Here is a 24946-nt window from a genome sequence, read left to right as displayed (position 1 = left end):
CCCTTTTCGTCCCGAAGGCCCGCGGTGTCACAGAGATATCCCCAGGTGAGAGCCGGTCTACTCCGCCGGCCGCTCCCCCTCGGCCCGGCCCGCCGGCACCGTGGCCCCGGGCCCGGGCCGACCATCGGCGAAATCCATTGGCGTACGTTCGGGCAAAGCCCGTTGTTACCGTATTTCGCTAGGTGGAATACCCGCCCTTCTCAGAACATCGAGATGTGGACGTGGTCGTAGTGGTTGGCGGTGACCCCGCCCCGGTTGGACATGCCGCGCCAGCCGGAGCCCGTGTTGATGCGCTGGCGCCAGATCACGTACTTGACGCCGAGCCGGTCCTTGTTCTTGATCGCCCAGGCGGCGATCTCGTCGCCGAGCCCGACGTTCTCCGCCGAGGGCATCGAGCCGCCGCTGCTCATCATGAAGTCGCAGGCGCGGCCCAGGGGGTGCTCGCCGCCTCCCGCGATACCCCCGTCGGCCCGGTAGCAGCCGATCCCGAAGCGCACGCCGAAGCGTTGCGCGATCAGTTGCCGGACCAGCCGCATCCGGGGGGTGATGTTGTCGGGTCCCGACGGCAGCTGGGGAACCCATGTCCCGTCGGCCCTTCTGAGGCCCGGAGTTGGATAGAGCAGGTCGATCCGGTCCTTGATCATGACGATCAGCTTCTCGGTCCGCCTCTTCTGCGCGTCCAGCCTCTCAAGTGACGTACGGATCTCGGTGGCACGCTGCGCCGCCGCCGTCCGCGCCTGCCGGTGCGCGTCACGGATGCCGGTGAACCCCCGGAGTTCGGCGTCCTGCTCGTTCACGATCTGCTGGCTGAGCGCCATGCGGTTCAGCATGGTGGCCGGGTCGACCCCGCCCATCAGCACGGTCACCGCCCCCAGGCCACCGGTGCGATACCGCTCGACGGCCATCGTACGGATCTCCTCGGACGCCTGCTCGAAGTCCTGCTGCGCCCGCCGCAGGTCGCCCCGGGCGGCCTTCTCCGCCTTCTCGGCCTTCTGCAGCGCGACCCGGCCCGCGTAGTACTCGGCGATCATGGTCTTGGACCGCTTCTGCAGCTGGGCCAGCTCCTTGCGCAGCTTCCGCGCGGTGGGCTTCGGCTCCGTGTACCCCGCCGACGCCAGGCCGGCGCACATCAGCACGACGGTGATCGACGCGGTCAGGACCCGAAGCGCGCCCCGCCGATCATCGCGGGACAGAGCCGCCACGTCTCTCCTTTTCGCCGATCTCTTCGCCCGGGGAGGCGAGTTCTCCCCTGGGGGGCACGGGACGCCGTCCCTCCCGTCACCGGACGGACGGCCCCTCGTCCGATGGACGATAGTAGGAGATGGTGCACCGAACATGGCGATCATGCCAAATCGGACGGCGACCGCCCGCGGAGGCACCCCACCCGGCGGACCGGTGCGACGGCCGCCTCCGCCTCTCCTAGGACCGGTCGTTACTCGGGCGACTATCCATCCTGTCCGACAGGCGCCGGAGGAGAACGAGACCGCGCGGCCCGCCGGTTCACCGCGGGTGATCCTCCGAGATCGACGCCGGGTGGGCGCTCGCCCCCACCGGCTGCCGGGGTGTCTCCCCCGCTCGCCCCCTCACCCGGATCTGGCTACTACTCCAGATCGTAGGAGGGTCACGCCGACCGGCCCGGCCACCGGCTTCGCGCAGACGATGATCCCGCACCACAGGCAGGCCGTGGAGATGGCCGGGCTCGCCGGGAGGCGGGCCTCCGACCCGGAGGTGAAGAAGATCGCCCAAGAGATCGGGGCCGCTCAGGCCCCCGAGGTCGCCACCATGACCGGCTGGCTGTCGGCCTGAGGCAAACCCGTCAGCCCTGGAGGGTCTCACGCCGGGCATGACATGCCCGGAATGGTGACCGAGACGGACATGGCCGGACTACGGAAGGCGAGGGGCGGGAAGTTCGACCGGATGTTCCTGAGACTGATGGCCGGAACCGAGCTGGCGGAGGGGGTGAACCCCGAGGCCAGGAAGCTCGCCCAGACCATCGAGGACACCCAGCGGGCCGAGATCCGGCGGATGCGCGGGCTTCTCGGCCGGCTCTGAGCCACCCGGCGGCGGATCAGGCACGGTCTCCGGGGGGATACACCTTGAGCGCGGCCTCAAGCGCGGCGGACTCCTCCGGGCTCAGCCGTTCCAGGAAGTGCACCAGCGTGGCCGCCCGGTTGCCGCCCGAGGCGAGGGTGGTGCGCATGAGCTCGGCGGTGTGGGCCTCCTTGCTGGTCACCGTCTCATAAACGTAGGCGCGGCCGACCGTCCTCCTGCGGAGCAGGCCCTTGGTGTGCAGCTTGTCCATCACCGTCATGACGGTGGTGTAGGCGATCTCCCGCTCGCGGCGGAGGTCTTCGAGCACGTCCCTGACCGACGCGGGCCGGTGGTACGACCACAGGCGCTCCATGATCGCGGCTTCCAGGTCTCCCAGACCACGCATCGCGTGCGACTCCCATCTATCTGAGGACCATTTGATGCTACCGGGCATCGTAGACAGTCGACCAAGTGCCTTTACCGGCCGCCGGGGTGCTCATGCCGTACGCCCCCGGCCTGCCCGGCTCCGGTGGACTCCGCCTCGCACCGGCCGGGCGGACCGGGTTCCGTCGGCGGCCGGCCGTACACCGATCGCAGGTGGTAGAGCCCTCTCCATGGTGGACACCGCCGTTGCCATATACCCCCCATAGGTATAACGTGTCGATGTCTGACGAGGAGAAAGAGGAGGAAATGTCCGAATCGATGCGACCTGCGGACCACACCGGTCACGGAGGAGACCCCACGCATGATCACCAGGGACACGATCACAGCGGGCGTCCCGCCAAGGCGACGTGGCGGATGGCCGCGTCGGCGACCCTGCACTGCCTGACGGGCTGCGCGATCGGCGAGGTGCTCGGCATGGTGGTGGGCACCGCCCTGGGCTGGCCGAACGCGCCCACCCTCGTCCTGGCCGTCGTCCTGGCCTTCTTCTTCGGCTACGCCCTCACCCTGACGGGGCTGCGCAGGGCCGGAGTCGGCTGGCGCGAAGCCGTACGGCTGGCACTCGCCGCCGACACGGTCTCGATCATCGTCATGGAGATCGCCGACAACGGCGTGATGCTCGTGGTGCCCGGCGCGATGGACGCCGGACTCTCCACCGGCCTGTTCTGGGCGGCTCTCGCCCTCTCACTGCTGGTGGCCTTCCTCGTCACCACCCCCGTCAACAAGTGGATCATCGGGCGGGGCGGAGGACACGCGGTGATCCACGCCTACCACCACTGAGAGCCGCCGGGAACCGGGAACTCGCCCGTTCGCGAGCGAGTGTCTCCCCTTGCCGGGTGAGCGTCGCCCCTCCGCCCGTCCTCAGGTCCGCCCGTCCTCAGGTGAGCGCGAGAACGCTGCCGGCCGCGACGTAGACGGCGACGCCCAGGAGCAGGATCGAGAACGACCGGGTCAGGATCGCGGCGGGCAGCCGGTCGGCGATCCTCCGTCCCGCGACGGTGCCCGCCACCGCGGCGAGGGTGAAGGGGACGATCACCCCCCAGTCGAAGTGCGCCTGCCCGGCACGCGCGGCCAGCGACGCGCCCGAATTGATCGCTATGACGAACAGGGACGTGCCGACCGCGGCCGGCATGGGCAGACCCAGGGCGAGAACGAGTGCCGGCACGATGACGAACCCGCCGCCGACGCCGAACAGGCCGGTGAGGAATCCGACCGCCAGGCCGGCGAGGACGACCTTGACCACCATGGTGACCGTACGGCCACGCGCGCCCCACGGGGAGCCTCTGAGCCCGCCGGTACGGGTAAGGGTGAGCTGCCCACCGCCCACCGCCGCCGTCGGCGGCGGAGCCGTTCCGTACCCGGCCTCCGCCACCCCGTCCCCGCCCGCACCGACACCGCCGGTGCCGTTACCGTCCGCGCCGTGACCGGCACCGTTCGCGCCGTCGCCGCGCCCCCCACCCCGGGCGCGTAGCAGCATGCCCGCCGCGGCGACGGTCGTCAACGCGGCGAAGCCGAGAAGCAGCAGGTGGGGATCGATGAGGCGATTGACGGCCGTGCCGGCGAAGGCCGCGGCGACACCGACCACGCCGAAGGCCCCCCCGGTGAGCCAGCGGACCTGCCCGTTGCGGGAGTGGCCCACCGCGCCGAAGACGGCGGTGAGACCGACGATGACCAGGCTGCTGGTGGTGGCGTCCTGGGGAGACTGGCCGAGCAGGTAGACCAGGACCGGGACGGCGAGAATGGCGCCACCGCCTCCGAGGGCGCCCAGCACGGCACCGATGAGCAGGCCGAGGGCCGGCACGGCGACGACTGTCATATGACGGTTCCGGGCTGCCCGTCTTCGGTGGTGACCGGCAGGCCGGCCGCGGCCCACGCCCTCATTCCCCCGGCGAGGTTACGGGCGGGCACCCCTACGGCGCGCAGGATGGAGGTGGCCTTCGCCGAGCGGATACCGGACCGGCACACGACGATGACGGCCTGGTGGGTTGGGAGTAGGTCCGGATCCAGGGCGCCCAGAGCGCCGAGGGGCACGTGGTGGGCGTCGGGGCTCCGTCCGGCCTGCCATTCGCCGGGTTCGCGGACATCGAGCAGGATCACGACACCGTCGGCGACGAGCCTGGCGGCCTCGGCGACCTCGACGGTGTCGGCGGCATGTGGCGATCTGGGTGTCATCGGTGCTCCGTTGCGATACGGGGCCGCGGGGTCCTGCGGTGTCTCGGCGCACCGGCGACGTCGAGGCGGTAGCCGTCACGCGCGGAGAACTGGGCGGTGACGGCGAACCGGTCACCGCGGACGAGGGTGCGGCGCCACTCCATGGGGCGGCTCTCCTGATAGGCGAGGCGGTCGATGGCGAACGCGGCCACACCGGGTTCGACTCCGAGCAGGCGGCGTTCGGCGGCGGTGGGCACCACGGCGCGGATGTGCTCCCGCCCGCCGGTCAGCCGGACGCCGCAGCGACCGGCGAGCTCGTCGTACAGGGCGGTGTGGGTGAAGTCGGCCTCCAGCAGCGGAGCCGCGACCTGGGAGGGGATCCAGACCCGATCCAGGGCCAGGGGCTCCTCCGCGGCCAGGCGCAGCCGCTCCAGGTACAGCAGGGGCGTGGACTCCTCAAGCCCGAGGCGGACCGCGACCAGCCCGTCGGCTCGCACGTCGAGGATGCGCACGACACTACGCTGATGCTGTCCGGCGGCCTCCGCCGAGGCGAACAGGCTGTAAAGGGCGCCGAGCGGCTGCTCGATCTGGGCGGGCGCGGCCAGACGGGGGGCACGTCCGCGTTCGGCGATCACCACCCCGTCGGCGCGGAGCCGGCGCAGTGCCTCGCGCACGGTGTGGCGGCTGACGCCGTACTCGGCCACCAGCGCCAGCTCACCGGGGAAGACGTCGCCGAACTCGCCGTTGTCGAGGCGGCGATTCAGATCGGCACGGAGCTGCGCCCACAGCGGCAGCGCGCTGGCGCGGTCCACCGCCCGAGGCCCCGGGGCAGCCTGCTGACTCGTTGTCCTCACCCATCTCTTCTTGCCGAAGCATCCACTACCTAATAATGTACGGACATTCGGACTTTTCTGCAATCGAGGGGGTAGGACCGTGGTGGAGGTCGAGGTCATCGAGACCAGCGAGCTGGGCGATCGCAGCTACATCGCCCACGACGGCGCCGTCGCGGTGGTCGTGGACCCACAACGGGACCTGGACCGCGTGCGGCGGCTTCTCGACGACCGCGGCCTGCGGTGTGCGATGGTGCTGGAGACGCACATCCACAACGACTACGTCACCGGCGGCCTGGAGCTGGCCCGGTCCACGGGGGCCACATACGCGGTGGCGGCCGCCGACGCGGTGGGGTTCGACCGGCGGCCGGTGGCCGACGGCGACGTGCTGACCGTGGGCGGCCTGCGGATCCGGGTGCTGGCCACCCCCGGGCACACCGACACCCATCTGGCGTACGTCGTCGACACCGGCCCCGGCGACGAGGGGCCGGCGGCCCTGTTCAGCGGAGGATCACTGCTCTACGGCAGCGTGGGCCGTACCGATCTGGTCGATCCGGCCCGCACGGAGGAACTGGCCCGTGCCCAGTTCCACTCCGCGCGGCGTCTGGCCGGCCTGTGCGCCGACGACACGCGGGTGTTCCCCACCCACGGCTTCGGCAGTTTCTGCTCCTCCGGGTCGGCCACCGGTGGTGAGAGCGCGACCATCGGCCAGGAACGCGGACGCAACGACGCGCTGACCGAGCACGACGAGGACGCCTTCGTGGCCCGTCTGGTCGCCGGGCTGACCGCCTATCCGCGCTACTACGCCCACATGGGCGCCCGTAACCGGCAGGGGCCGGGGCCCGTGGACCTGTCCGCGCCGTCACCGGTGTCGCCGGAGGAGCTGCACAAGCGGATCACCGCCGGAGAGTGGGTGGTGGATCTGCGCGACCGGACCGCCTACGCCGCCGAGCACGTGGCGGGCACCATCGGGATCGCGCTGGGCCTGCACTTCTCCACCTACCTCGGCTGGCTGATCCCGTGGGAGACCCCGCTGACGTTGATCGGGGACACCGCGCAGCAGGTCGCCGACGCCCAGAGGCAGCTGGTGCGCATCGGCATCGACCGGCCCGACGGCGCCGCGGTGGGCACACCGGGCGAACTGGCCGACGCGCGGGAACTGCGCGGTTACCGCACCGCCACCTTCGCCGACCTGGCGGCCGTACACGCCGGGCAGGGCACGCGCCCGGTGGTGCTGGACGTGCGCCGTGACGACGAACGCGCCGCCGGCATGGTGCCCGGATCGGCGCACATCCCGCTGCACTCCCTGCTGGAGCGCCTGGCAGAGGTACCCGCGGGGCAGGTGTGGGTGCACTGCGCCAGTGGGTTCCGGGCCTCGATCGCGGCGAGCCTGCTCGACCGCGCCGGGCGGGACGTCGTACTCATCGACGACGAGTACGCTACGGCGACCGGCACCGGCACGGCGCTCGGCTGAGCGCCGGACGCCCTCCACCGGGCCCCGACACCCCCGCGCCATCCGATACGCCCAGAGCAGGGAGGCTCTCCATGACGACATCCGCGATGCACCATCGGGTCCTCATCATCGGCGGAGGCAGCGCCGGCGTCAGTGTCGCGGCCCGGCTGCGACGTGCCCGCGTCGATGACATCGGGCTTGTGGAACCGTCCGACACCCACTATTACCAGCCGCTGTGGACCCTGGTCGGCGGCGGATGCGCCCCGGCGAAGGAGAGCGCCCGCCCGCAGGCGTCGATCATGCCCCCAGGCGTCGCGTGGATCAAGGACGCCGCGCTGGACATCGACCCGGACAACCGGACGGTGACCACCGCCGCCGGTGCCCGCGTCACCTATGACCAGCTCGTGGTCTGCCCCGGCATACAGCTGGACTGGGAGAAGATCCCCGGAATGGCCGAGGCGCTGCGCACCCCGGCGGTGTCGAGCAACTACACCTACGATCTGGCGCCCAAGACCTGGCAGCTCATCCGTGACCTCCGGTCCGGCACCGCGGTGTTCAGCATGCCGGCCGGGCCGATCAAGTGCGCCGGCGCCCCGCAGAAGATCGCCTATCTGGCCGCGGACCACTGGCGGCGGCAGGGCGTGCTCGGCGACATCCGCATCGTGCTCGTGCTTCCCACCCCGGGCATGTTCGGGGTGAGGGAGTTCGCCGAGGAGCTGGAACGGGTCGCGGCCCGGTACGGCATCGAGGTCCGCACCAGCAGCGAGGTCACCGAGATCGACGGCGAGGGCCGCCGAATCGTCGTGACCGATCACGCCGGCGGCACCCGCGAGGACATCGGCTACGACCTGCTGCACGTCGTGCCGCCGCAGTCGGCCCCCGACTGGATCAAGGCGACCGCGCTGGCCGACCCGGGCAGCCCGGCGGGTTACGTCGAGGTCGACAAGCACACCATGCGGCACGTACGCCACTCCAACGTGTTCGCCCTGGGCGACGCCGGATCCACCCCCAACTCCAAGACCGGCGCGGCGATCCGCAAGCAGGCCCCCGTGGTGGCGAGGAACGTGGTCGCCGCGATGAGGAATCAGCCGCTCCCGGCCTCCTACGGCGGCTACGCCTCGTGTCCGCTGACCACCGCCCGCGGCAGGACACTGCTCGCGGAGTTCGACTACACCATGCGCCCCACGCCCAGCTTCCCGCTCATCGACACCACCCGCGAGCGCAAGGACATGTGGTACCTCAAGCGCTACGGACTCGCCGCCCTGTACTGGAACCTCATGCTCAGGGGCCGGGCCTGAGCGCCGTCGCCCGGGGCGGGTAGGCGGCCCCGACGGGCGAACCGCCGCTTCCGGGCAGGCCACGTGGAGATCACCGGAGATCACCCGGCCCCGGCCGGCGCGATCGGCGGGGATCGGCGGGATCGGCGGTCAGAAAGGCACACCGGCGCCGTGGGCGGACAGGACGGCCGAGGCGATCCTGCCCCCGGTGTCGCGCAGCCGGTCGGTGAGCGACCTCCGCCGGCGCGCCGGCGGGGTCGCCGGCGCGTCCGCCTCGACATGGGCATGAGCCTCGGGCGTGGGAACGATCGCGGAGGTGGTGTCGGTCATCGGGATCCTCGACTCGGCGGGAAGACTGGTCGACGTGCGACGCGTCCGGCCGATCCGGCGGAGCCGGTCAGCGCGAGACGGCGCCGCGGCGACACAGCCGGTCGTCGACCGACAGCGGCGTCACCGCGAACAGGCACATCATCAAGCTGTGCCCCGCTCCCGCGCCGAAGGAATCCATCCCCCCAGGAGACCATCACCGCGCACCGAACGCAACCCGCCCCCATGCCCCGAGGTCTTCACGACCCGGCCATACGCGCGTCCGGCGTGCGGGCGCGGCCGGGGTCTCCACCTGAACGGGGCCTCCCGGGAAACTCCTTGATCTCCAGATCCTCATGATCTGGCCCCCGGGCTGTCCGCACCTCGGGGGGCCGGAGGGCTCGAAGGGGATGCCGGACAGCGGGCGTGCCACGGCCCGGTCAGCCCTCGACACCGGCCAGCCAGGCGCTCAGGACCTGCGGTGAGACCTCGTCCTCGATGCCGAGTTTTCTGCGGATCCGCGAGATGTGCGTCTTGAGGGTGTGCTCGGAGATGACGAGGTGGCGGGCACACCGGTCCCGGAAGGTCGAGCCCTCGGGCATCTCGGTGACGACCCGCAGGAAGTACGCGAAGAAGACGTCGATCTCGCGCCAGGTGAGCCCGTAGCCGTTGAGCAGCGCCTCGACCGACCGGATCGGCGTCCCCGCGGCCAGCGCCTTCTCGATGCGTTCGCGGATCTCCGGGTTAGAACAGGTCAGCAGCGGGCTGCCTTCTCCGGTCTCCGCGCCGGCCCGTGGAGCCGGCGACCACATGCCGCGCGCCAACGGGTCGGCCGTCCCGGCGCCCTGCCAGTAGAGCCGTGACGTCCCGGAGTGGATGAGCCACCCGGTCACCCGCGACCGTAGGCTCTCGGCCTCCTCGGACGCGCCGGAACGCTCCAGGGCCACGGCCCGGTAGGCGGTCACGGAGCGGGCGTGGTGGGCGAACCCGGCGTCGTCGAAGATGTCTCCATGGCGAGGCGTTCGGTGCTGACCTGGAGGGGGTCGTAGCGGCCCGGACGCTCCGGGTCCGCGCACAGGTGGACGTGGCTGTCGATGAAGCCGGGAAGCAGGGTCCGGCCGGTACCGTCGATGACCTGGCTGACCGTCACGTCCCGCGGCTCCGCGGACGCGTCGCCGACCCAGCCGATCCGCCCGTCGGTCACGTGCACCGACGAGTCGGCGCGGGCGATGCCACCGGTCCCGTCCAGAAGCGTCACGTTCCTGATGGCAAGGGTTGACATGGGGTACTCCAGGTTCTTCTGCGCGCATCGGGAATTCGTTTGGGTGACCGTATGGCGCGCCGGAAGAACGGGCCAGACACGCCCGGTATGACATTTGGGGTGACCCCCGAGCGGACCCGATCAGCCACGGTCGCGCCGGGGCCGTCCCCCGGGTCTCCCCTGGAGGCGTCGTGGCAGAGCCTATGCGGCCAGCAGCGGTCCGGAATCCACAAAAGTCCTGCTCAGCACGGGCCGAACCGTGCTCCGTGAACGGCTCCGCACCGGACGGCCGGCTCCTCCTCAAGCGGGCCCGTACCCGGCTGGTCCCAGCCTTGGCCGTCGCCCGCCATCGCCCTTCTCACATGAGCGCACCGGCCGGATGCTCGGCGAGGGCGTGCCGGGGGCGAGCGGTCTTGGACCTGCTCCTGCTCAGCGCGGCACCACCAGGTCGACCAGGCGCAGGAACTCGGGGGTCGGCCGGACCCTGATCTCCCGCCAGAGCAGCTTCTGGAACGTCTGTACGGCACGGACCGCCTCGGCGAGGTTGCCCTCGGCGAGGTGGATGCGGACGACCAGCCTCTGGGAGCTCTCCCGCAGCGGCTCGTACTCGACGGCGCTCAGCGCGAGGTCCAGCGCCCGGCCGTAGGCGCCGCGGCCGAGCTGCTGCTCGGCGAGGGCCTCCAGGGTGTGCAGCTGAAGCTGGCGGACGCGCTCACGGACGACGACGACCCATTCGTCGTACCAGCCGGGCAGCAGCACGCCACACGGCGGCGGCCAGGAGCCGTCCGCCTCGGCCTGTCCCGGCTGTCCCATGTGCAGCCGCCTGCTCAGCGCCTGCAGCTCGTCGACGTCGACCCGGACGCGCGGGTGCAGTCGCATGGAGGGCCCGCCGGCGACGATCAGCCCCGGACAGGCCCTGCCGGCCCGCCACAGGGTGGTGCGAAGGTCGGCTTGCGCGCGTGCCTCCGTGGAGTCGGGCCACAGGCTGCCTGCGGCGAAGTCTCGGGTCGCGGTGCCGTGCAGACCGAGGAAGGCGACCAGCCGCCGGGCGCTGTGCGGTAGGTCGCTCCACCGCGCACCCACCGTTTCGCCGCGTGCCGACACCTCGAAGGCGCCCAGCAGACGCAGGCTGGCTGACCCCTCCGGCCGCGCATCGTACGCCGCGACAGCAGGTGTGCTGTCCATCGGGCGCCCCTCCCATACACGAACGGGTTCCATGGTTTTATGCTGCCAAGAGAAGGCTGTCAATAGAGCGCCACTTCGGCCAGCCATTCTCGGAGTTTTTCGACGACTTCCTGCTGACTGGCGGTCACGAAGGAGGCGGGAGGCGCCTCGGAATTCAGCCCGGAGACCATGATCCGGGCACGAAACCGGTCATGGCCTGGTCCTTCGAACCAGACTCTGACCACGAACAGGTCCGCCCGCTCGTCCATGACCCCCACCTTGCACCGGCCATATAACCCATTCATCTTCGTAAGATTTACATTTATCCGAGTAACGTTCCGGCGATAGTCGCGCGACGTCCAAAAACGTCCCTCTTTGCGAAATTCAGTACGGCTCAGCCGTATCTGGTCAGTTCCGGGTGACGGCGCAGCGCCTCCCAGGTCTTGCGGTCGGGGCCGTAGCCGTCGGCGCGTGACCCGTCCTCACCGCGCTCGCGCATGACGGCGCGGAGTTCGGCGACCAGCGCGTCCCACTGCGTGTAGAGCGGCCTGAGCTTGTTGAGCGTCTGGATGACGGAGATGACGTCCGGGCCTCGATACCACGGCGGATGGTCGAGTTCCCCGCGCACCTCGGCGAAGATCGCCGTCTCGCGCTCGCGCAGCGTCAGCGCGGCGGGGATCAGGCTCTGGATCCTGGCGTCGCGCTCCTCCGCCGCCTGGACGTCGGGGGTGGGACCGATCGCGGCCACGGGCCCGGCCGCCGGTTCGCCCGGCGCGAGCGCCGCCTTCAGCCTGCGCAGCTCGGCGCGGATCTCCGTCTGCTTGCCGCCGATCCTGCGCAGCATCTCGGCCACCGCCGCCACATCGGAGAACCGCGCGGCCGCGGCCGTGATGGCCCCGGCCGCCTTGGCGAGCCTGGCGTTGTCGGCGCTCAGGCCCGCCTGAGCCTCCTCGAAGGCTCCGGCGGCGGCGCGGGCCCTGAGCCGGGCGACCCGGTCACCCACCACGACGGTCTCGAACGCCTCCCGCTCCTTGGCCAGTTCGGACGGCCAGTCGTAGCGCACACCGCCCTCGGCCTGACCCTGCGGGCGGACCACCGCCTGCACGGCGTCGGACGCCTGGTCGTTCTCGGCGGCGTACTGGGCGAGCGCGCGGCTCATCGCCTCCCGGTCCCCGCCGCCGGCGGCGATCCTGCGGCCCAGCCGCTGCCACTCCTGGAAGCTCTGGTTCACCCGGCCCCGGAAGGCGCGGTCCCATCTGCCCCGCTCCCGGGAGGCCGCCGCGATGGCTCCGAAGTCGTCGTCCGACAACTTCATCCCGATCACCTCGGTGCGGGACCGCAGCAGCTTGGTGCCACCGGTGACCAGCCCGATCGCACCGGCGATGGGCGTCTTGTCCGCGGCCGAGGCCAGTGCGCGGGCCGAGGCGCCGAGGTCGGTCTCCGACGTCGTGGTGCTGACGTCACCCGTGGCCTTCTCGCCGGGGCCGACCGCGGCGGTGACGGCCTGCTCGGTCCGGTAGCCGAGCTTGGGACCCGAGGCCACCCCGACGTCGATGCCGCCGCCGGAGGACCCGGTGAACTGCCTGCGCCTGCCCTCGGCGTCGGCGACCACCTTCTCCGCGTAGGCGTGGGTGGTCGATATCGACGCCTCCGCCCCGGCGACGCTGACCTTGGGGGTCAACGTCGTCGACCATCCGGCGCTGAATCCGGTGCCCTCCACCCCGGCCGGGTCAAAGGAGGCGAGAGCGGTCAGCCCGGTGGCGTCGTCGACCGCGAGTATCCGGTCGAACCTGGGCTGGTAGTCCGGATCGCCGGGGTTCAGGCGGAAGGTGACCGATCGGCCCTCCGATGTCCTCCTGCCGTAGCCGAGGCCACCGCCCACGCCCCCCGAGGAGCCGGACGCCCCGATGGACCCGGCGGTCTCCGACACCACCTCGACCGTGACGAGCACGGCCCCGTCCTTACGCGCCACGGTGCGCTTGAGCGACTTGCCCCTGCTGTAGGAGACCTCGGCGCCGGCGGGCGACCTGCCCGCCGAGCTCGCGCCGAGCGAGCCGCCGGCGCCCTTCTGGACCTCCAGGGTCGCCTGGTCGCCCTCGGTGAGCGCCGCGGCCTCCCCGGCGGACGACACGGCGCCCAGGGTGGTGAGCAGTCGCCGCGCCTCGGCGACGCCCCCGCGCGCGACGAGATCGACGACCCGCAGCTCCTTCTCCGCGCCCCCAGACCCCTCGCGGGCCAGATCCCCGAGGTAGCGTCTGGTCTCCTCGGCGGTGAACCGGTGGACGAAGGTGCCGGTTATCGACCCGGTGAGCGACACCGACCCGCTCGCCGTACCCCTCTGCCCCGCTCCACCGCCCAGCGTGCCGGACGCGCCGACCGTGATGGTCACCGTCAGCTGGTAGCGGGGCGGATCCGCCCCCTCCACCCGCGTGGCGTTCACCACCACCCGGGCGTTGCCGGCGATCGATTTGGTCGTGGTGAAGCCCTTGCCGTACGCCGTGGTCCGCTGCGCGCTCGCCGACCCCAGCCCGCCGAACCCCTCGGGGCCCGCGACGACTCCGCCTCCCGCCTTGTAGCCGGTCTGCGTCCCCTTCTGGAGGTTGCCCTCCTCGTCGAGGGTCCCCCGGGTGACGTCCTTGCTCCCGGTGGCCGCCAGGTCGCCCTCCCCCCGCGTCACGGCCGTCCCGGTCGCGCTCCTGGTCCCGGCGCCACCGCTCTCCTGGAACCGTTCGGTCTTGGACGAGACCTCCCCCCACCCCGCGGTGGTCGCCGTCGTCGTCACCTTCCGCCCGGCCTCGCCGCTCTCCTCAACGGCCCGCCTCCTGGTCACCTTGCCGAGGTCCCCCGAGGTCTCGGCACTCGGCTTCTCCCGCCCGAGAGCCACCGCCTGAGGTGCTTCCGCCTTGGGCGCTTCCACCTTGGGCGCTTCCGGCTTGGGCGCCGCGATCCCCGTCTTCCGCGGAGCGGTCACCCGCGGCGGCGTGTCCGGGTTCGGCTTGGCCTGGGGCGCCTGGGGCTTCGCCTGTGCCCTCTGGATGATCTGAGCGTCGGCCTCCCCCGCCTCTCCCGCCTCCGCCTGCGGTGCCTCCGTGTTCCGCGGCGGGGGCGCCTGCGGTTTCGCCGGGGCCGGGGACGCTCCGGAACCGCCGGGCGGGGCCCCTTCGGGCCGGATGGGGCGGCGTTTCTCGACGACGGGTTCGGGTCCCGGCGGCTTGGGCGGGAGCTTCTTGATCGCCTCCAGCGCCGGGGTGGTGTTCGGCGGGACGTGTTCGCGCAGCGGGTCCTTGGCTCGGGCTGTGCCGGTGGTGGCACCGGCCACGCCGAGCTTGGCCGCGCAGTGCGGGCATATGTTGGAGCTCGCGCCGACCGCGACGAGCTTGAGGCCGTGCCTGGCTGCGTGGGCGGCCAGGCGCGCCTCCGCGTCCTTGAGCGCCTGCTGCGCCGTACGCCTGCGCTTCAGCCCGTCCTCCCCCGTGGCGTCCCCGCCCTCGTGCTGGTCGACGAGGCGCGGACCGGACGTGGGCGCGGCCTCGGGCGTCTTGGTGGACGCGGGATCGGTCTTCGGCACGACCCCCGACGCGGGCACCGGCTCGGACTTCGGTGCGGACTCGGACTCGGGCTCGTGGGCGAGCGCGAGTGCCGACCCGGGCGCGGGCGTGGGGGCGGTGGTGGGGGTGGGGGGCGCGGCCGGGGCGGGTGTGGCGGGGGCCGGGGCGGGCTTGGAGCCCGGCGCGGGCGCGGGTACGAGGGTGAGCTTGGGCTTGGAAGCGGGGGCCTCCGGCTCCTGGCGTTTCCGGCGTACGGCCTTGACCCACTGTTCCCTCGGTCCCAGGTCGACGAGCTTGCGGCGGTTGCCCTTGCTGGTGGTGACGAGCTGGTGGAGGTTGCCCTCCTCGTCCACGGCGTAGCCGATGGCGACGGTGACGTCGCCCCGGATGGACCCCTCGGCCGCCGCGCGGCGCTCTTCGGGGGTGCGCGGGTCGACGGCCGCCCCCTTCCCCTCCTTCTCCGCCTGAACGGCCTTCGCCGTCTGGGCGGCCTCCCACCGGTCGAGGCTCTTTCGGACGACGCCTTCCATCAGCTCGGACGCCCGCAGGTCGGCGGCGTCCTGGAATTCTCTCAGCCGGGCGTACGCCGCGACATCCTCCGGGCTCGCGGGACCGCCCGTCTCCTCGGCCATGGCCAGGCCGACCGCCGCGCTTCCGCGCACGACCGCGGGACCGGTTCCCTGGGCCGCCGCATGGGCCGCGGCCTCAAGTCCGGCGTGGCGGGTCGGATGCGGGCCCGCGCCGCCTCGCTGCTGGATGACGTGGGCCAGCTCATGGGCGAGCAGGTGCCTGCCGTCGGGAGTGTGCGGGGCGAACCTGCCGGGGCCGAACACGATCTGCTCACCGACGGTGTACGCGCGGGCGCCCAGTTCGCGCGCCGACCGCGCGGCCGGCCCGTCGGAGTGCACTCTGACCTCGCTGAGGTCCTGCCCGAACCGTTCCTCCATGGCCGTGCGCGTCACCGGGTCCAGTTGCTCGCCCCGCCGGGCCAGCTCCCTGCGCGCGGCGGCCGGGACCCGCGGGGGGACGGGCCCGGGGTGTCTGGCGCGCTCGTTGACCGCCATGACCGGCCGTCACAGGCCGCGGGTGAGCGGGAGGGCGAACGACGTCCGCCAGCCGGTGACCCCGTCGCCCTGGACGACGGCCAGCGGCGCGTAGTGGTAGGCCACGCCGTGCGGGCCGCTGCCCTGGGGGTGGCGCCAGATCACGTCGCCGAGCGTACGGCGGGCGGGGAAGACCCAGTAGTCGCCCGTACGGTACCGGTGCGGATTGCCTCGCTCGCCGGTGAGGAACCGCACCTCGACGCCCCGCTCCAGCGGGATCCATCCCGCGTCCCTCCTGGCCGCGGACGCCTCGGTCACCGGGACGGCCCCGTCGGGGGACTTGTCCGGCGGTGTGTGGTCCCAGCGGCGCAGGTACGGGTGGCGTCCACGCTCGGTCGCGGGCGGCGGCGCGTCCAGGGTCACGGCCGACAGGTCCACGTCGAGGTCGACCACCTTGCGCAGCGGCGCCGCGGGGCTGGGCAGGCCGAGCTCCCGGCGGAGCGAGACGGCGTCGTCCACGATCTCCACCCACTGGCCGATCTCCAGCGTGGTGTGCCGGTCGCGCCCCAGGCTGCTCACCTGGACCACGGGCCCTTCACTTGCCAGGATCGGGTAGATCACCGAGCCGTTATCCCGTGACCAGGCGAAGCTCGCCCCCTCGCGAGCCGTACCCCCGCTGCGGATCTCCACCCGGTAGAGCTGGTTCTCCCCGGTGTACTCGGCGTCGGACGGCGCGGCGCACGGGTCGTCGTCGGCCTCCTGCGGACGCCTGGCCCGCACCTGGAGCACTCCCGTGTGCTCCATCGACGCGGCGGCGGCGATCCACTCCTGGACCCAGGTCTCCAGCGACACGTCGCCCGCCGGCACGGGTACGGCGCGGACCTGCCAGACCACCTGGGCGCGGCTGCTCGTGTCGGGGTGGTGCAGGCCGAGCGCGGGTTCGTGCAGCCAGGGGGCCTCCACCTCGGTGACGTGCCGCTCCCAGACCTTCAGGTACACCAGGTACCTGCCCCTGGGCAGCTTGTCGTCGCCCGCGACGTCCATCACGGCGTGCGGCTGCCTGGCGTAGGAGGCGCCGGCCGGGTTCTCCACCCCGATGCCGTCCACGTAGTAGCGCCCCGCCCCGATGGTGAAGTCGCCCGCGGACGGGGTGTCGACGGCGAAGCCCAGGTGCGGCCCCGCGGGCCCGGCGTAGGGCCCCATCAGGTCGGCCAGCGCGCCGCGCAGCCGGTGCAGCAGGATCGCGGCCTGCTCGTTGCGGTTGGCGTCCAGACCGACCCTGCCCTGCAGGTCGAAGACCGTCGAGTAGTTGCGGTCCGGTGAGAAGGTGATGTTGGAGAAGTCCCCGTGCACGGCTGCCTCTCTAGGTGGCGGTGATGACGGCGGCGTCGACACCGAGGGGGATGAACTCGTCCAGGTGATCGACGAGGTTGGCGAGTCGCCGCGCCTGGAACAGGTCGTGGAAGGCGCCCATCTCGGCGCCGTCCCCCGCTCCCGCGCGGATGGCGTCGGCGCAGGTCTCGTGGAGCCGGCAGTAGGCGGGCGTGCCGTACCTGACGCTGGTGAACCTGGGCCGCAGCCGGTTCTCCGAGTCGGGCGGGCAGCGGTGGCGCGGCGGGCCGCCGTGCCCGGCGTAGGAGACGTGGGAGTGGCGCACGCAGCCGATGTCTCGCCTGGCCACGTGCAGGCAGCCGGTGACGATGGTGTCCTCGGCGAGTCTGAGCAGGTAGACGCGCACCTCGCCCAGCACGGTGCACCGGCGCAGCGTCAGGTCGGCGTAGGCGTTCCTGTCCTCCACGCCCGTCACGGCCGCCAGCTCGCGGCCGGTCGCGTCGATGATCGAGTCGTGGGCCTCGACGATGAGCGGCTCGCTCGCGGTCTCGTCCTGGTCGACGAAGATCGTGCCGACGATCGACCGCTCGACCCGCAGCCGGGCGGTGGTGCGCCGCAGCTCGATCGACGGCTCCTCGCCGTGGCGGGGCCCGCATCGGTGATCCAGCTCCCAGCCGGGCACGAGCGTGCAGTGCCTGATCGTCACCTCGCCCACCTGCCCGGTGATGTCGACGCTACGGCCCGACACCACGAGCCCGTCGAGTACCAGGCGCGGGCGGCGCGCGGCCGGTGGCGGGCAGTCCGCCGCCGTCCCCGGCGGCGGGTTCTTGGACCTGGCCCGCACCGAGAGCGCGTCGAACCGGTTGGCCTTCTGGTTGAGCAGCCTGATGACCGGGCGCTGGTACGGCGCGGCCCGCACCTCCAGCCTGTCGTCCAGGTCCAGCTCGACGCGGAGCGCCTCGGTGTAGTCGGCCGAGTCGACGATCTCCACGAGGACGTCGCGCAGGGACGGGTCCTCGGCCTTGTCCTCCTGCCACTGCTGGAGCGCGGCCGTGATCGAGCCGTATCCGCCGCCGCCCACGACGTACCGGCGGCGGGTACCGACCGGCGTGGTCGCCCTGGCGTAGGCGCCGCCGCCCATGCGGTCGCCGAAGCCGTGGCACCAGCTCACCCAGACCCCCTCCTCCGGCGCCTCGTCCGGTGGGAAGGCGATCCTGCCGAGCACCGGGTCCACGACCACCTGACCCGGCTGGGCGCGGTAGCCCCAGTCACTCAGGTCGGCGCCGACGATCCGGCTCGCGGGAACCGGGTTGTCGAGAGTGTCGCGCCAGATCCGCAGGGCGCGCCCGGGACCGTAGTACTCGGTCACGGCCGCGGCGAACTCCTCGCGGCTGATCGGCTGCGGCACGTCGGCCGGTCCCGACAGGTGGGCGGGCGCCGGTCCGGTCACCGGCCGGGCGAACAGCTGGGTGTCGATGCCCAGCACGTTGACCAGGTATCGGCTGTAGCGCTGGTCGACGCAGAACGCCGGGGCCCGGGTGACCGGGAAGGACAGCAGCCTCCAGACGTACAGCGCCAGGCCGGGGATGTTGTGCAGCCCCCGGGTCAGCTCGCTGTTGATGCGGCGCACGTCGGGGAGCCTGGGGGCGGTGTCGAAGGGCCCGCCGATCCGCTCGCAGGCGACGACGTCACGCACGTCGAAGGTGGCCGGCCGGTCCAGGAGGACGTGCCGGACGTGCTGGTCGCGCACCAGCGTCCGGTAGGTCTCCACGGCCCGCGCCGGCAGGCCCGCGCTGTCGGACGCGAGCCGTTCCAGCGCGGCGGCGGTGCCCTTGCGGCGGCGCGCGGCCACCGCGTCGGCGACCTCCGCGCGCGACGCGCCGTCCCCGTCGATGCCGACCAGCGCGGCGATGTACGGTACGACCCAGTCCTCACAGGTCTCGATGAACCAGTTGTCGTACCAGGCGTCGAGGTCGTCCTCGATGACGCGCACCTGCTCCTCGACGACGCGCAGCAGCGCGCGCAGCGGGTGACCCCGCTCCTCGTCACGACTGCGGTGTACGGCGGGCAGCAGCGCCGCCAGCTCGTCACGGGTCATCGGGCCACCTCCACGTGCAGGACGACGAACCCGTCCAGACCGGGTGTGATCACCACGAGGTCGGCGGGGTCGATGTGGACGCCGTCGGCCGCCGTCCTGGCGGGCCCGGCGGGTATCCGGTCGGCCACCCCGGTCACCGAGGCGGCGTCCGCGGCGGCGGTGCCCCGGGTGGCGCCCAGCCGTACGACGTCGGCGAACGTGACGCCGGGCACGCGCTGGAGTACCGTGACGGCCTCGGCGAGGTAGGCGCCGCGACCGAGCCCGCGGGCGTCGAACCCGAACGCCGACTCCAGCGCCGTGCGAGCCTGCGGGCCGACCAGCTCGGGGGCGCGGTCGGCGTCGATCCACACGCGCGCCTCCAGCACGACGTTCCACAGCGTGCGCGGCGCGGCGGCGACCGGCACTCCCGGGTCGCCGAAGCGGCGGCAGGCCGCGAGCAGGCCGCGCAGGAGGTCGGAGTCCTGCTCGATCGGCGCGTCGTCCACGCCCGCCACCGTCAGGTGGACCAGCTCGCGCCCACCCGCCACCAGACGGGTCGCCTCGGCCTTGCCGATGCCCGCGCGGGCCAGGGTGAAGTCCGCGTAGTCGCGCAGACCCACCAGCCGGTCCATGGCCAGGGTCGGCAGCGGCGTCCGGCCGCGCAGCGCCTGGTCCGCGTCCTGGTCGGCGCCCCCACCGGCGCGCAGCGGGTTGGTCACGGCGCTGACGCCCAGAGGTTTGGTCTGCAACTGGTTGAGCCGCCCCGCCCGCACGTTGCCCGCCCGGCCCAGGCCGACCCGGTACCGGAAGGCGACGTTGCCCGTGCCGGTGGGCAGTCGCGCGCCGCGTCCGCCGTCGCCGAACTCGACGGTCGCGCCGCCTTCGGCGTCCACGCTCACCTGGTAGGCCCGCTCCAGCGGACCCGCCCAGGCCAGTTCGGGGACCTCGTGCCAGGCGATCCCGCCGACCCTGACGGTCAGCTCCGCCTCGGCGCCGTCGGCGTCGGGGGTGGCGACGTAGGTCAGCGGCCGCTGACCGAGGGCGAAGCGCTGGCCGGTCGTACCGGCGTCACCGCTGCCGACGGCGGGTTCGATCTTCGTCTCGCCGTTGGTGGCGCGCACGACGTTCCCCCAGACCGTGACGGTGGAGCGGCGGTAGGTGCCGCGCAGGGGCGTCGCGAGGTCCAGGATCGTGTGGGAGCCGGCCCTGCGGGTCGCGAGCACCCGCGCGACCTCGCCCCCGGCGGCGAGCGGGTCCGCGCCGTCCGCGGCGGCGCGGAGATCCGTACCGCTCACGGCGGCGAGCCGGCCCACCTCCTGCGGCGTCCCGGCCACGATGATCCGGCGGCCGGCGGGCATGTCCTGGATCACCACGCCGAGGTCGATGGAGCTGCCGGCAACGGGCTCGGTGATCGGTTCGTCGGCCGGTGTCAGGGGTTCGGCCTGGACGTGGAAGGTGTGGCCGCGCAGTTCGGTGAGGTGTCGCGTGGCGTCGCCGTCCCGGGCGGGGAACCAGGCCGACGCCAGCACGAGCGCGGTGACCCTGCCGGAGACGCCGTAGCGGGCCAGGCCCAGCGTGCGCACCTCTCTCACCAGGTTGACGTCCACGTCGCCGTCGCCGGACACCACCGCGATCCAGCTCCCGGCGAGGACACGCGGGTAGTCGGCGTCGAGCGGGAGCAGGGTGCGCGGTCCCGCGTCGGAGTCGTACAGGCTCTCGTCGAGTTCCCAGTCCGGGTTGTCCGCCGCCGCGGCCGTGACGCCGATCGGGCGGCCGGAGGCGGGCGGCACCGGTTTGAGCGGGGCGGCGGCGCCGAAGGTGCCCGCCTTCACCCGCAGCGCCTCCAGCCGGACGAACGCCGCCTCCCCGTCGTCACCGTCCTCGTCACCGCCGTCGCCGCCGGCCGCGCCGCGCGGAAGCGACCGCAGCGTGGCGGCGGTCACCTGGGCGGTCAGATCGGTCTCCACCGACTCGACGACCCTCAGCACGGGCGATCCGTCGGTGAAGTGGAACAGCAGGCGGTCGTTGGGCGCGAGCCCGGTCGAGACCCCCTCGACGTACACCACCGGTATGGCGCTCACGTTGCAGCGGGTCAGCGACATCGGACGGCGCAGCCGGGGCCGCAGGGCGCCCCAGGAGGAGCGGGCGAGGAGGTCCTCGGCCGTCTCGAAGATCTGCGGCTTTCCGCCGGGGTCGGGGACGCTCTGGACCCTGCTGCCGTACGGCACCTGGACGGCCGGGTCGGCGGGGTCGGGGTCGAGTGTGTACGCCAGCCAGGCGCCGGCCGCCAGCCCCGGCCGGGGGCGGTAGCCGACGAGTCCGGCCAGCTCCACCAGCGACCTCCGCTCCTTGGCGGTCCCCAGATAACCCTCGTCGGCGATCCGTTCCTGGTAGAAGGCCAGGACGTCGCCGACGCAGGCCCACGCGTCCAGCAGCGCGAGCGCCGGGTCGCCGGGCGCGCGGGTGGTCAGCCCGGCCAGCTCCGGATGCTCGGACGACGCCAGCCGCTCGATCATCGTCGCCAGGAACGCCGCCCGGGTGCCCGCGCGGACGCTCAGACTCGACCGCCCGGGCGGATTGGCCCTCGCCGACGGCGTCCCGACGGCACACCTCCCGCAGCACCCGTCCGTAGCCGGAGACACCCCTGCCGCACACTGTCCGCAGCATCCGGCCGATGTCGGAGACATCTCGGCGGCACCCCCCTCACCACGGCTCATATCGGCTCACCGTCCTCCCACGAGATCCAGCGTCAACGTCCCCCCTGAGGGGATCTCCAGCGGGCCGAAGGCCAGGGCGCCACCGTCGGGTACGGCCGGGCCCGGCGAGGCCGCACGGGCCAGCCGGACGACGCTCGCCGACACGACCCCGGGCACCGCCATCGCCTCGGCGACGATCCGGCTCGTGTACAGGCCGGTGCCGAAGGTGAGGCGGTCGGGGTCGAACACGCCACCCGGCCCGTCGCCGAGCCCGGCCCGCAGTGCGATCATGACGGCGGCGCGGGGCGCGGCCGGCGCCACGCAGACCCGGAGCCCGAGATCGACGGCGACCGGCCGGGGCGGGTCGACCCGCAGGTCGTGCCCGATCCGCCGCGCCTGCTCCAGCCGGGCGCGCACTCTCTCCAGCGTGGGCTCATCCCCGCGACCGCCGCGCAGGGGGTCGACCGCCACATCGGCCTCGTACCAGCCGCCGGTCCACGCGAGGTCGGTGGCCGCGCCCTGGACCCCCGGCTGGAGTGCGGCGATCGCGGCGTAGTCCTCGGCGGTGACCGCCCGTTCCAGGCGGTGCCGGTAGGTGGTGGGACCGAGCAGGCGGGCGTCCGCGACGGGTTCGGGGTCGATCCCGCCCACGGCGGCCAGCGGGTTGCGCACGCCGGTCACCGGCACCGCGGTGGGACGGGAGACCACCAGATGGGCCACCGCCTCGGGGCCGACGTTACCCGACGTCCCGTTGCCGACCCGCAGCCGCAGGTCGAATCGCTGCCCCGGGGTGACCTGCCTGCCGTACTCGCCGTCGCCGAAGCGCAGGCGTGAGCCGCCCGCGTCGTCCACCTCGACCGTGACGTGCCGGTCCTCCGGCCCGCTGCCGATCAGGTCGGGCCGTACCGTCCACGTCTCCTCGCCCGAGGTGAGCCGGAGCTGGGCCAGTGCCGTGCGCGGGTCCTGGGTGAGCGCCGCCGACGCGGGACCGGAGAGGGCGGGGTCCGACGGGTCGAGCCCGGCGTCGCCGCCCCAGGTGGCGGCGACCTCGGCGGCGTCGGCGGCGTCCAGCGGCACGCCGATGTGCGCCCGCGCGGTCAGCCGGGCCAGCCGGGCCGACTCGCGTGCCCGCGGTACGGCCCCGGCGGGGGTGCGGGCCAACGCCAGGGCCTGGCGGGCGGCGATGTCCGCCGGGAGGGGATAGGGCGCCCGGCGGGTGAGGGGGGCGAGCGGCAGCACCGGATCGAAGCGCGCCCGCACCGGATCGCGTCCGGGGCGTCCCGGCCCCTCGCAGCGCACCGCGCCGAGATCCCCCTCGGGTACGGCCAGCACGCCGGGTTCGGTGCCACCGTGGTCGACCAGGACCACGTTGCCCCTGGCGACGCTCACGTCCTCGATGAGGCAGCATCCCTCGCCGCCCACCGAGGCCAGGCACAGGGCGAACGTCAGGGCGTCCTCGCGGGCCCAGCTCACCCGGAGCAGCGGCTGGTCGTACACCGGGTCGTCGATCTCGTCCACGCCGGTCAGCCGTACGGCCTGCCGGTGCGTGACGTCCGCGTCGCCCGGCACACCGGTGAGCGGGCCGCGCACCTCCTCGAAGATCACCACATCGCCCGGGCGCAGGCCGAGCAGCCGCTCCGACCGTTTCTCGTCGCGCCAGCCGTCCACCAGCGTCGCCGCCGTCGCGCCGCGCGGCAGGTGGCATTCCTCGCCGCCCCAGGTCCAGAGCCGGATGCGGTTGCGCGCGGGGCGCACGGCCAGGTCGCGCTCCAGCAGCGGCTCATACACCTGGTGGCCTCCGGGCGCGAGGCGGCGCAGTTCCCCGGCCGACACCATGGGGCGGCCGTCGAGCGCGGGAACGGCCGTCGCGAACCGGTAGGAGCCCGCGGGCAGGACACCGGCCTCCTCGACCTCCAGGTGCACCCAGGTGCGCGCGTTACAGCCGTCGTGCATCCGGTAGTCGACCAGACGCAGGTGCCGCCGCACCGACGTGCGCAGCCGGGCCGTGCCCAGGTACGCCTCGGTGGCCACCGCGTCCTGCCGGTAGGAGAGCTGGTCGCCGACGTAGGCGAGCAGCTCGACGAGGGTGATCCCCAGGTCGGGTATCTGCCGGTCGGTCCAGGCGGGCGAGGTCAGGGCGAGCCTGTCCAGGATGAGCCGCCGGAAGCTCGCGTAGTCCTTGGCCAGGTAGTCGATGACCGCCTGGTCCTCCTCCCCCGGCGGGCAGGACGCGGTCGCGCCGCAGTCACCCTCCTGGCCGCGGTCGCCGGTGAAGGTGAAGCCCGCCTGGCCGTATCGGGGGTCGAAGCCCTCCACCCCGACCAGCGCCACCACGTACGGCGAGCGGTCCCCCAGCCGGTCGAGGTGGACGACCAGTTCGTCGTAGCGGCCTGTCAGGCGCGACCCGATCACCTCGACGCCGACGGCCCGCACCGCCCGGCCGGGGCCTGTGACGGAGATGTTCTCCACGCCCGGCGCGGGCACGGGGGCCTTGCCGAACAGCAGCAGCCGCAGCGTGCGCGCCGCGTTGTCGGCCCGCACCCCGGCGATGCCGCCGAGCCCGGCGGCGCGGTCCCGCTCCCGCCGCTCGCGGGGCGGGCAGCCCCGGTCCGCCGTCATGGGCCGGTCCTCCGTTCGACGAGGACCGAGCGGGACTCTCCGGTCAGCGGCAGCACGTAGGCGACCGACACCAGCAGCATCCCCTCGTCGGCCTGCACGTCCACGCGTTCGATCCGCAGGTCGTCGGGGAGCCACTGCTGCAGGGCGGCCTGGAGTGTGTACTCGACCGCCCCGGCCAGCTCGGCGCCGTTGGGCGCGAAGACCAGCCGGAGCACGCCGGTGCCGAAGTCGGGCCGGTTCACCCGCTCCCCCGGGATGGTGAACAGCAGCTGCTCGACCATGTCACGCACGTGGTCCTCGTCCGTCGTGGTGGCCGACCCGCCGTGCGCGTCGATGTGGAAGGGAAAGTCCAGATGGGTGGTCACGCGCCCGCCGCCCTGAGCTGTACCGAGGTGATCACCGGGGTCCCCTGGGGGGCCTGGGCGGCCGACAGGCACAGCCCCGCTCCCGGCCCCGCGGGTTCCAGCACGACGGGCTTGCCGAGTACGAGGACCCGGGTGGACGCCGCCAGGGAGAAGTCGATCTTGACGCATGGGCTCGGCGGGGTGGCCGAGGACAGCGCGCAGGGCGCGACGGCGACGAGGTCGCCGGTGGTCACCACCGGAGCGCCCCCCGCCAGCACCTGGGTCTGGCCGGGGGTGAGCGTGGCCTTGCCCTGGTGCAGGCAGGTGACCTGCGACGCGACGGTCAGGAGGAAACCCGGCATCGTCAACACTC

General features: G+C 73.0%; 20 protein-coding genes and 1 pseudogene. 4 read left to right on the top strand and 17 right to left on the bottom strand.

All coding sequences use genetic code 11. From position 1 onward, the window contains the following. Window positions 1-200: 200 nt before the first annotated feature. Window positions 201-1202, bottom strand: a complete 1002-nt coding sequence (locus ABZ194_RS16905; protein WP_355597086.1) for a hypothetical protein — start codon at window positions 1200-1202, stop codon at window positions 201-203. A 133-nt stretch (window positions 1203-1335) separates the two neighbouring features. Between ABZ194_RS16905 and ABZ194_RS16900 the strand changes: the two are divergent. After that, window positions 1336-2052: pseudogene (locus ABZ194_RS16900) on the top strand (DUF305 domain-containing protein). A gap of 16 nt (window positions 2053-2068) precedes the next feature. Here ABZ194_RS16900 and ABZ194_RS16895 read toward each other — a convergent pair. Next, a complete protein-coding gene (locus tag ABZ194_RS16895; RefSeq protein ID WP_355597084.1) occupies window positions 2069-2437 on the bottom strand; it encodes a BlaI/MecI/CopY family transcriptional regulator in 369 nt (122 codons plus the stop codon). Window positions 2438-2733: 296 nt separating this feature from the next. Between ABZ194_RS16895 and ABZ194_RS16890 the strand changes: the two genes are divergently transcribed. Next, window positions 2734-3252 (top strand): DUF4396 domain-containing protein, encoded by a 519-nt coding sequence (locus tag ABZ194_RS16890; protein ID WP_355597082.1) that lies wholly within the window; start codon window positions 2734-2736, stop codon window positions 3250-3252. Between the two features lie 97 nt (window positions 3253-3349). Here the strand turns inward: ABZ194_RS16890 and ABZ194_RS16885 are convergent, their stop codons facing one another. The 3 genes from ABZ194_RS16885 to ABZ194_RS16875 are packed head-to-tail and all read right to left on the bottom strand — an operon-like array spanning window position 3350 to window position 5435. After that, on the bottom strand, window positions 3350-4288 hold the full coding sequence (locus tag ABZ194_RS16885) for a sulfite exporter TauE/SafE family protein (protein WP_355597080.1): 939 nt from the start codon (window positions 4286-4288) through the stop codon (window positions 3350-3352). Continuing rightward, window positions 4285-4644, bottom strand: a complete 360-nt coding sequence (locus ABZ194_RS16880; protein WP_355597078.1) for a rhodanese-like domain-containing protein — start codon at window positions 4642-4644, stop codon at window positions 4285-4287. The genes ABZ194_RS16885 and ABZ194_RS16880 overlap by 4 nt, the downstream gene beginning before the upstream one ends. Beyond that, a complete protein-coding gene (locus ABZ194_RS16875) occupies window positions 4641-5435 on the bottom strand; it encodes a GntR family transcriptional regulator (RefSeq protein ID WP_355597076.1) in 795 nt (264 codons plus the stop codon). The genes ABZ194_RS16880 and ABZ194_RS16875 overlap by 4 nt, the downstream gene beginning before the upstream one ends. 121 nt (window positions 5436-5556) lie before the next feature. Here ABZ194_RS16875 and ABZ194_RS16870 point away from each other — a divergent pair, with 121 nt between their 5' ends. Then, window positions 5557-6927 (top strand): MBL fold metallo-hydrolase, encoded by a 1371-nt coding sequence (locus tag ABZ194_RS16870; protein ID WP_355597074.1) that lies wholly within the window; start codon window positions 5557-5559, stop codon window positions 6925-6927. A 71-nt stretch (window positions 6928-6998) separates the two neighbouring features. Next, a complete protein-coding gene (locus tag ABZ194_RS16865) occupies window positions 6999-8204 on the top strand; it encodes an FAD/NAD(P)-binding oxidoreductase (protein ID WP_355597072.1) in 1206 nt (401 codons plus the stop codon). Between the two features lie 129 nt (window positions 8205-8333). Here ABZ194_RS16865 and ABZ194_RS16860 read toward each other — a convergent pair whose 3' ends face one another. From ABZ194_RS16860 to ABZ194_RS16805, 12 genes are all read right to left on the bottom strand, one after another. Further along, the gene (locus ABZ194_RS16860) at window positions 8334-8513 is read right to left on the bottom strand and encodes a hypothetical protein (RefSeq protein WP_355597070.1); all 180 of its coding nucleotides are present in this window, start codon (window positions 8511-8513) and stop codon (window positions 8334-8336) included. Between the two features lie 416 nt (window positions 8514-8929). Further along, window positions 8930-9454: a hypothetical protein gene (locus ABZ194_RS16855; RefSeq protein WP_355597068.1), complete on the bottom strand. Its 525-nt coding sequence runs from the start codon at window positions 9452-9454 to the stop codon at window positions 8930-8932. Then, a complete protein-coding gene (locus ABZ194_RS16850) occupies window positions 9451-9771 on the bottom strand; it encodes a hypothetical protein (RefSeq protein WP_355597066.1) in 321 nt (106 codons plus the stop codon). Before ABZ194_RS16850 ends, ABZ194_RS16855 begins: the two co-directional genes overlap by 4 nt. 408 nt (window positions 9772-10179) lie before the next feature. Then, window positions 10180-10935, bottom strand: coding sequence for a BTAD domain-containing putative transcriptional regulator (locus ABZ194_RS16845; protein ID WP_355597064.1), 756 nt, complete (start codon window positions 10933-10935; stop codon window positions 10180-10182). A gap of 59 nt (window positions 10936-10994) precedes the next feature. Beyond that, the gene (locus ABZ194_RS16840; protein ID WP_355597062.1) at window positions 10995-11183 is read right to left on the bottom strand and encodes a hypothetical protein; all 189 of its coding nucleotides are present in this window, start codon (window positions 11181-11183) and stop codon (window positions 10995-10997) included. Between the two features lie 125 nt (window positions 11184-11308). Continuing rightward, window positions 11309-15526 carry a DUF4157 domain-containing protein gene (locus tag ABZ194_RS16835; protein WP_355597060.1) on the bottom strand — a complete coding sequence of 1406 codons (4218 nt, stop codon included), beginning with the start codon at window positions 15524-15526 and terminating at the stop codon, window positions 11309-11311. Window positions 15527-15535: 9 nt separating this feature from the next. Continuing rightward, window positions 15536-16858: a DUF6519 domain-containing protein gene (locus tag ABZ194_RS16830; protein ID WP_355597058.1), complete on the bottom strand. Its 1323-nt coding sequence runs from the start codon at window positions 16856-16858 to the stop codon at window positions 15536-15538. 10 nt (window positions 16859-16868) lie between these two features. Further along, window positions 16869-18935 (bottom strand): phage tail protein, encoded by a 2067-nt coding sequence (locus ABZ194_RS16825; RefSeq protein WP_355597057.1) that lies wholly within the window; start codon window positions 18933-18935, stop codon window positions 16869-16871. Continuing rightward, on the bottom strand, window positions 18932-21430 hold the full coding sequence (locus tag ABZ194_RS16820) for a putative baseplate assembly protein (RefSeq protein WP_355597055.1): 2499 nt from the start codon (window positions 21428-21430) through the stop codon (window positions 18932-18934). Before ABZ194_RS16820 ends, ABZ194_RS16825 begins: the two co-directional genes overlap by 4 nt. A gap of 207 nt (window positions 21431-21637) precedes the next feature. Next, on the bottom strand, window positions 21638-24229 hold the full coding sequence (locus ABZ194_RS16815; RefSeq protein WP_355597053.1) for a putative baseplate assembly protein: 2592 nt from the start codon (window positions 24227-24229) through the stop codon (window positions 21638-21640). Continuing rightward, window positions 24226-24594 carry a GPW/gp25 family protein gene (locus tag ABZ194_RS16810; protein WP_355597051.1) on the bottom strand — a complete coding sequence of 123 codons (369 nt, stop codon included), beginning with the start codon at window positions 24592-24594 and terminating at the stop codon, window positions 24226-24228. The genes ABZ194_RS16815 and ABZ194_RS16810 overlap by 4 nt, the downstream gene beginning before the upstream one ends. Then, the gene (locus tag ABZ194_RS16805) at window positions 24591-24935 is read right to left on the bottom strand and encodes a hypothetical protein (RefSeq protein WP_355597049.1); all 345 of its coding nucleotides are present in this window, start codon (window positions 24933-24935) and stop codon (window positions 24591-24593) included. Before ABZ194_RS16805 ends, ABZ194_RS16810 begins: the two co-directional genes overlap by 4 nt. Window positions 24936-24946 lie beyond the last annotated feature (11 nt).

Source organism: Streptosporangium sp. NPDC006007, assembly GCF_040614315.1.
GTDB lineage: Bacteria > Actinomycetota > Actinomycetes > Streptosporangiales > Streptosporangiaceae > Streptosporangium.
Note: the sequence above shows the minus strand (reverse complement) of the source record. Positions and strands in the feature narration are given on the sequence as shown.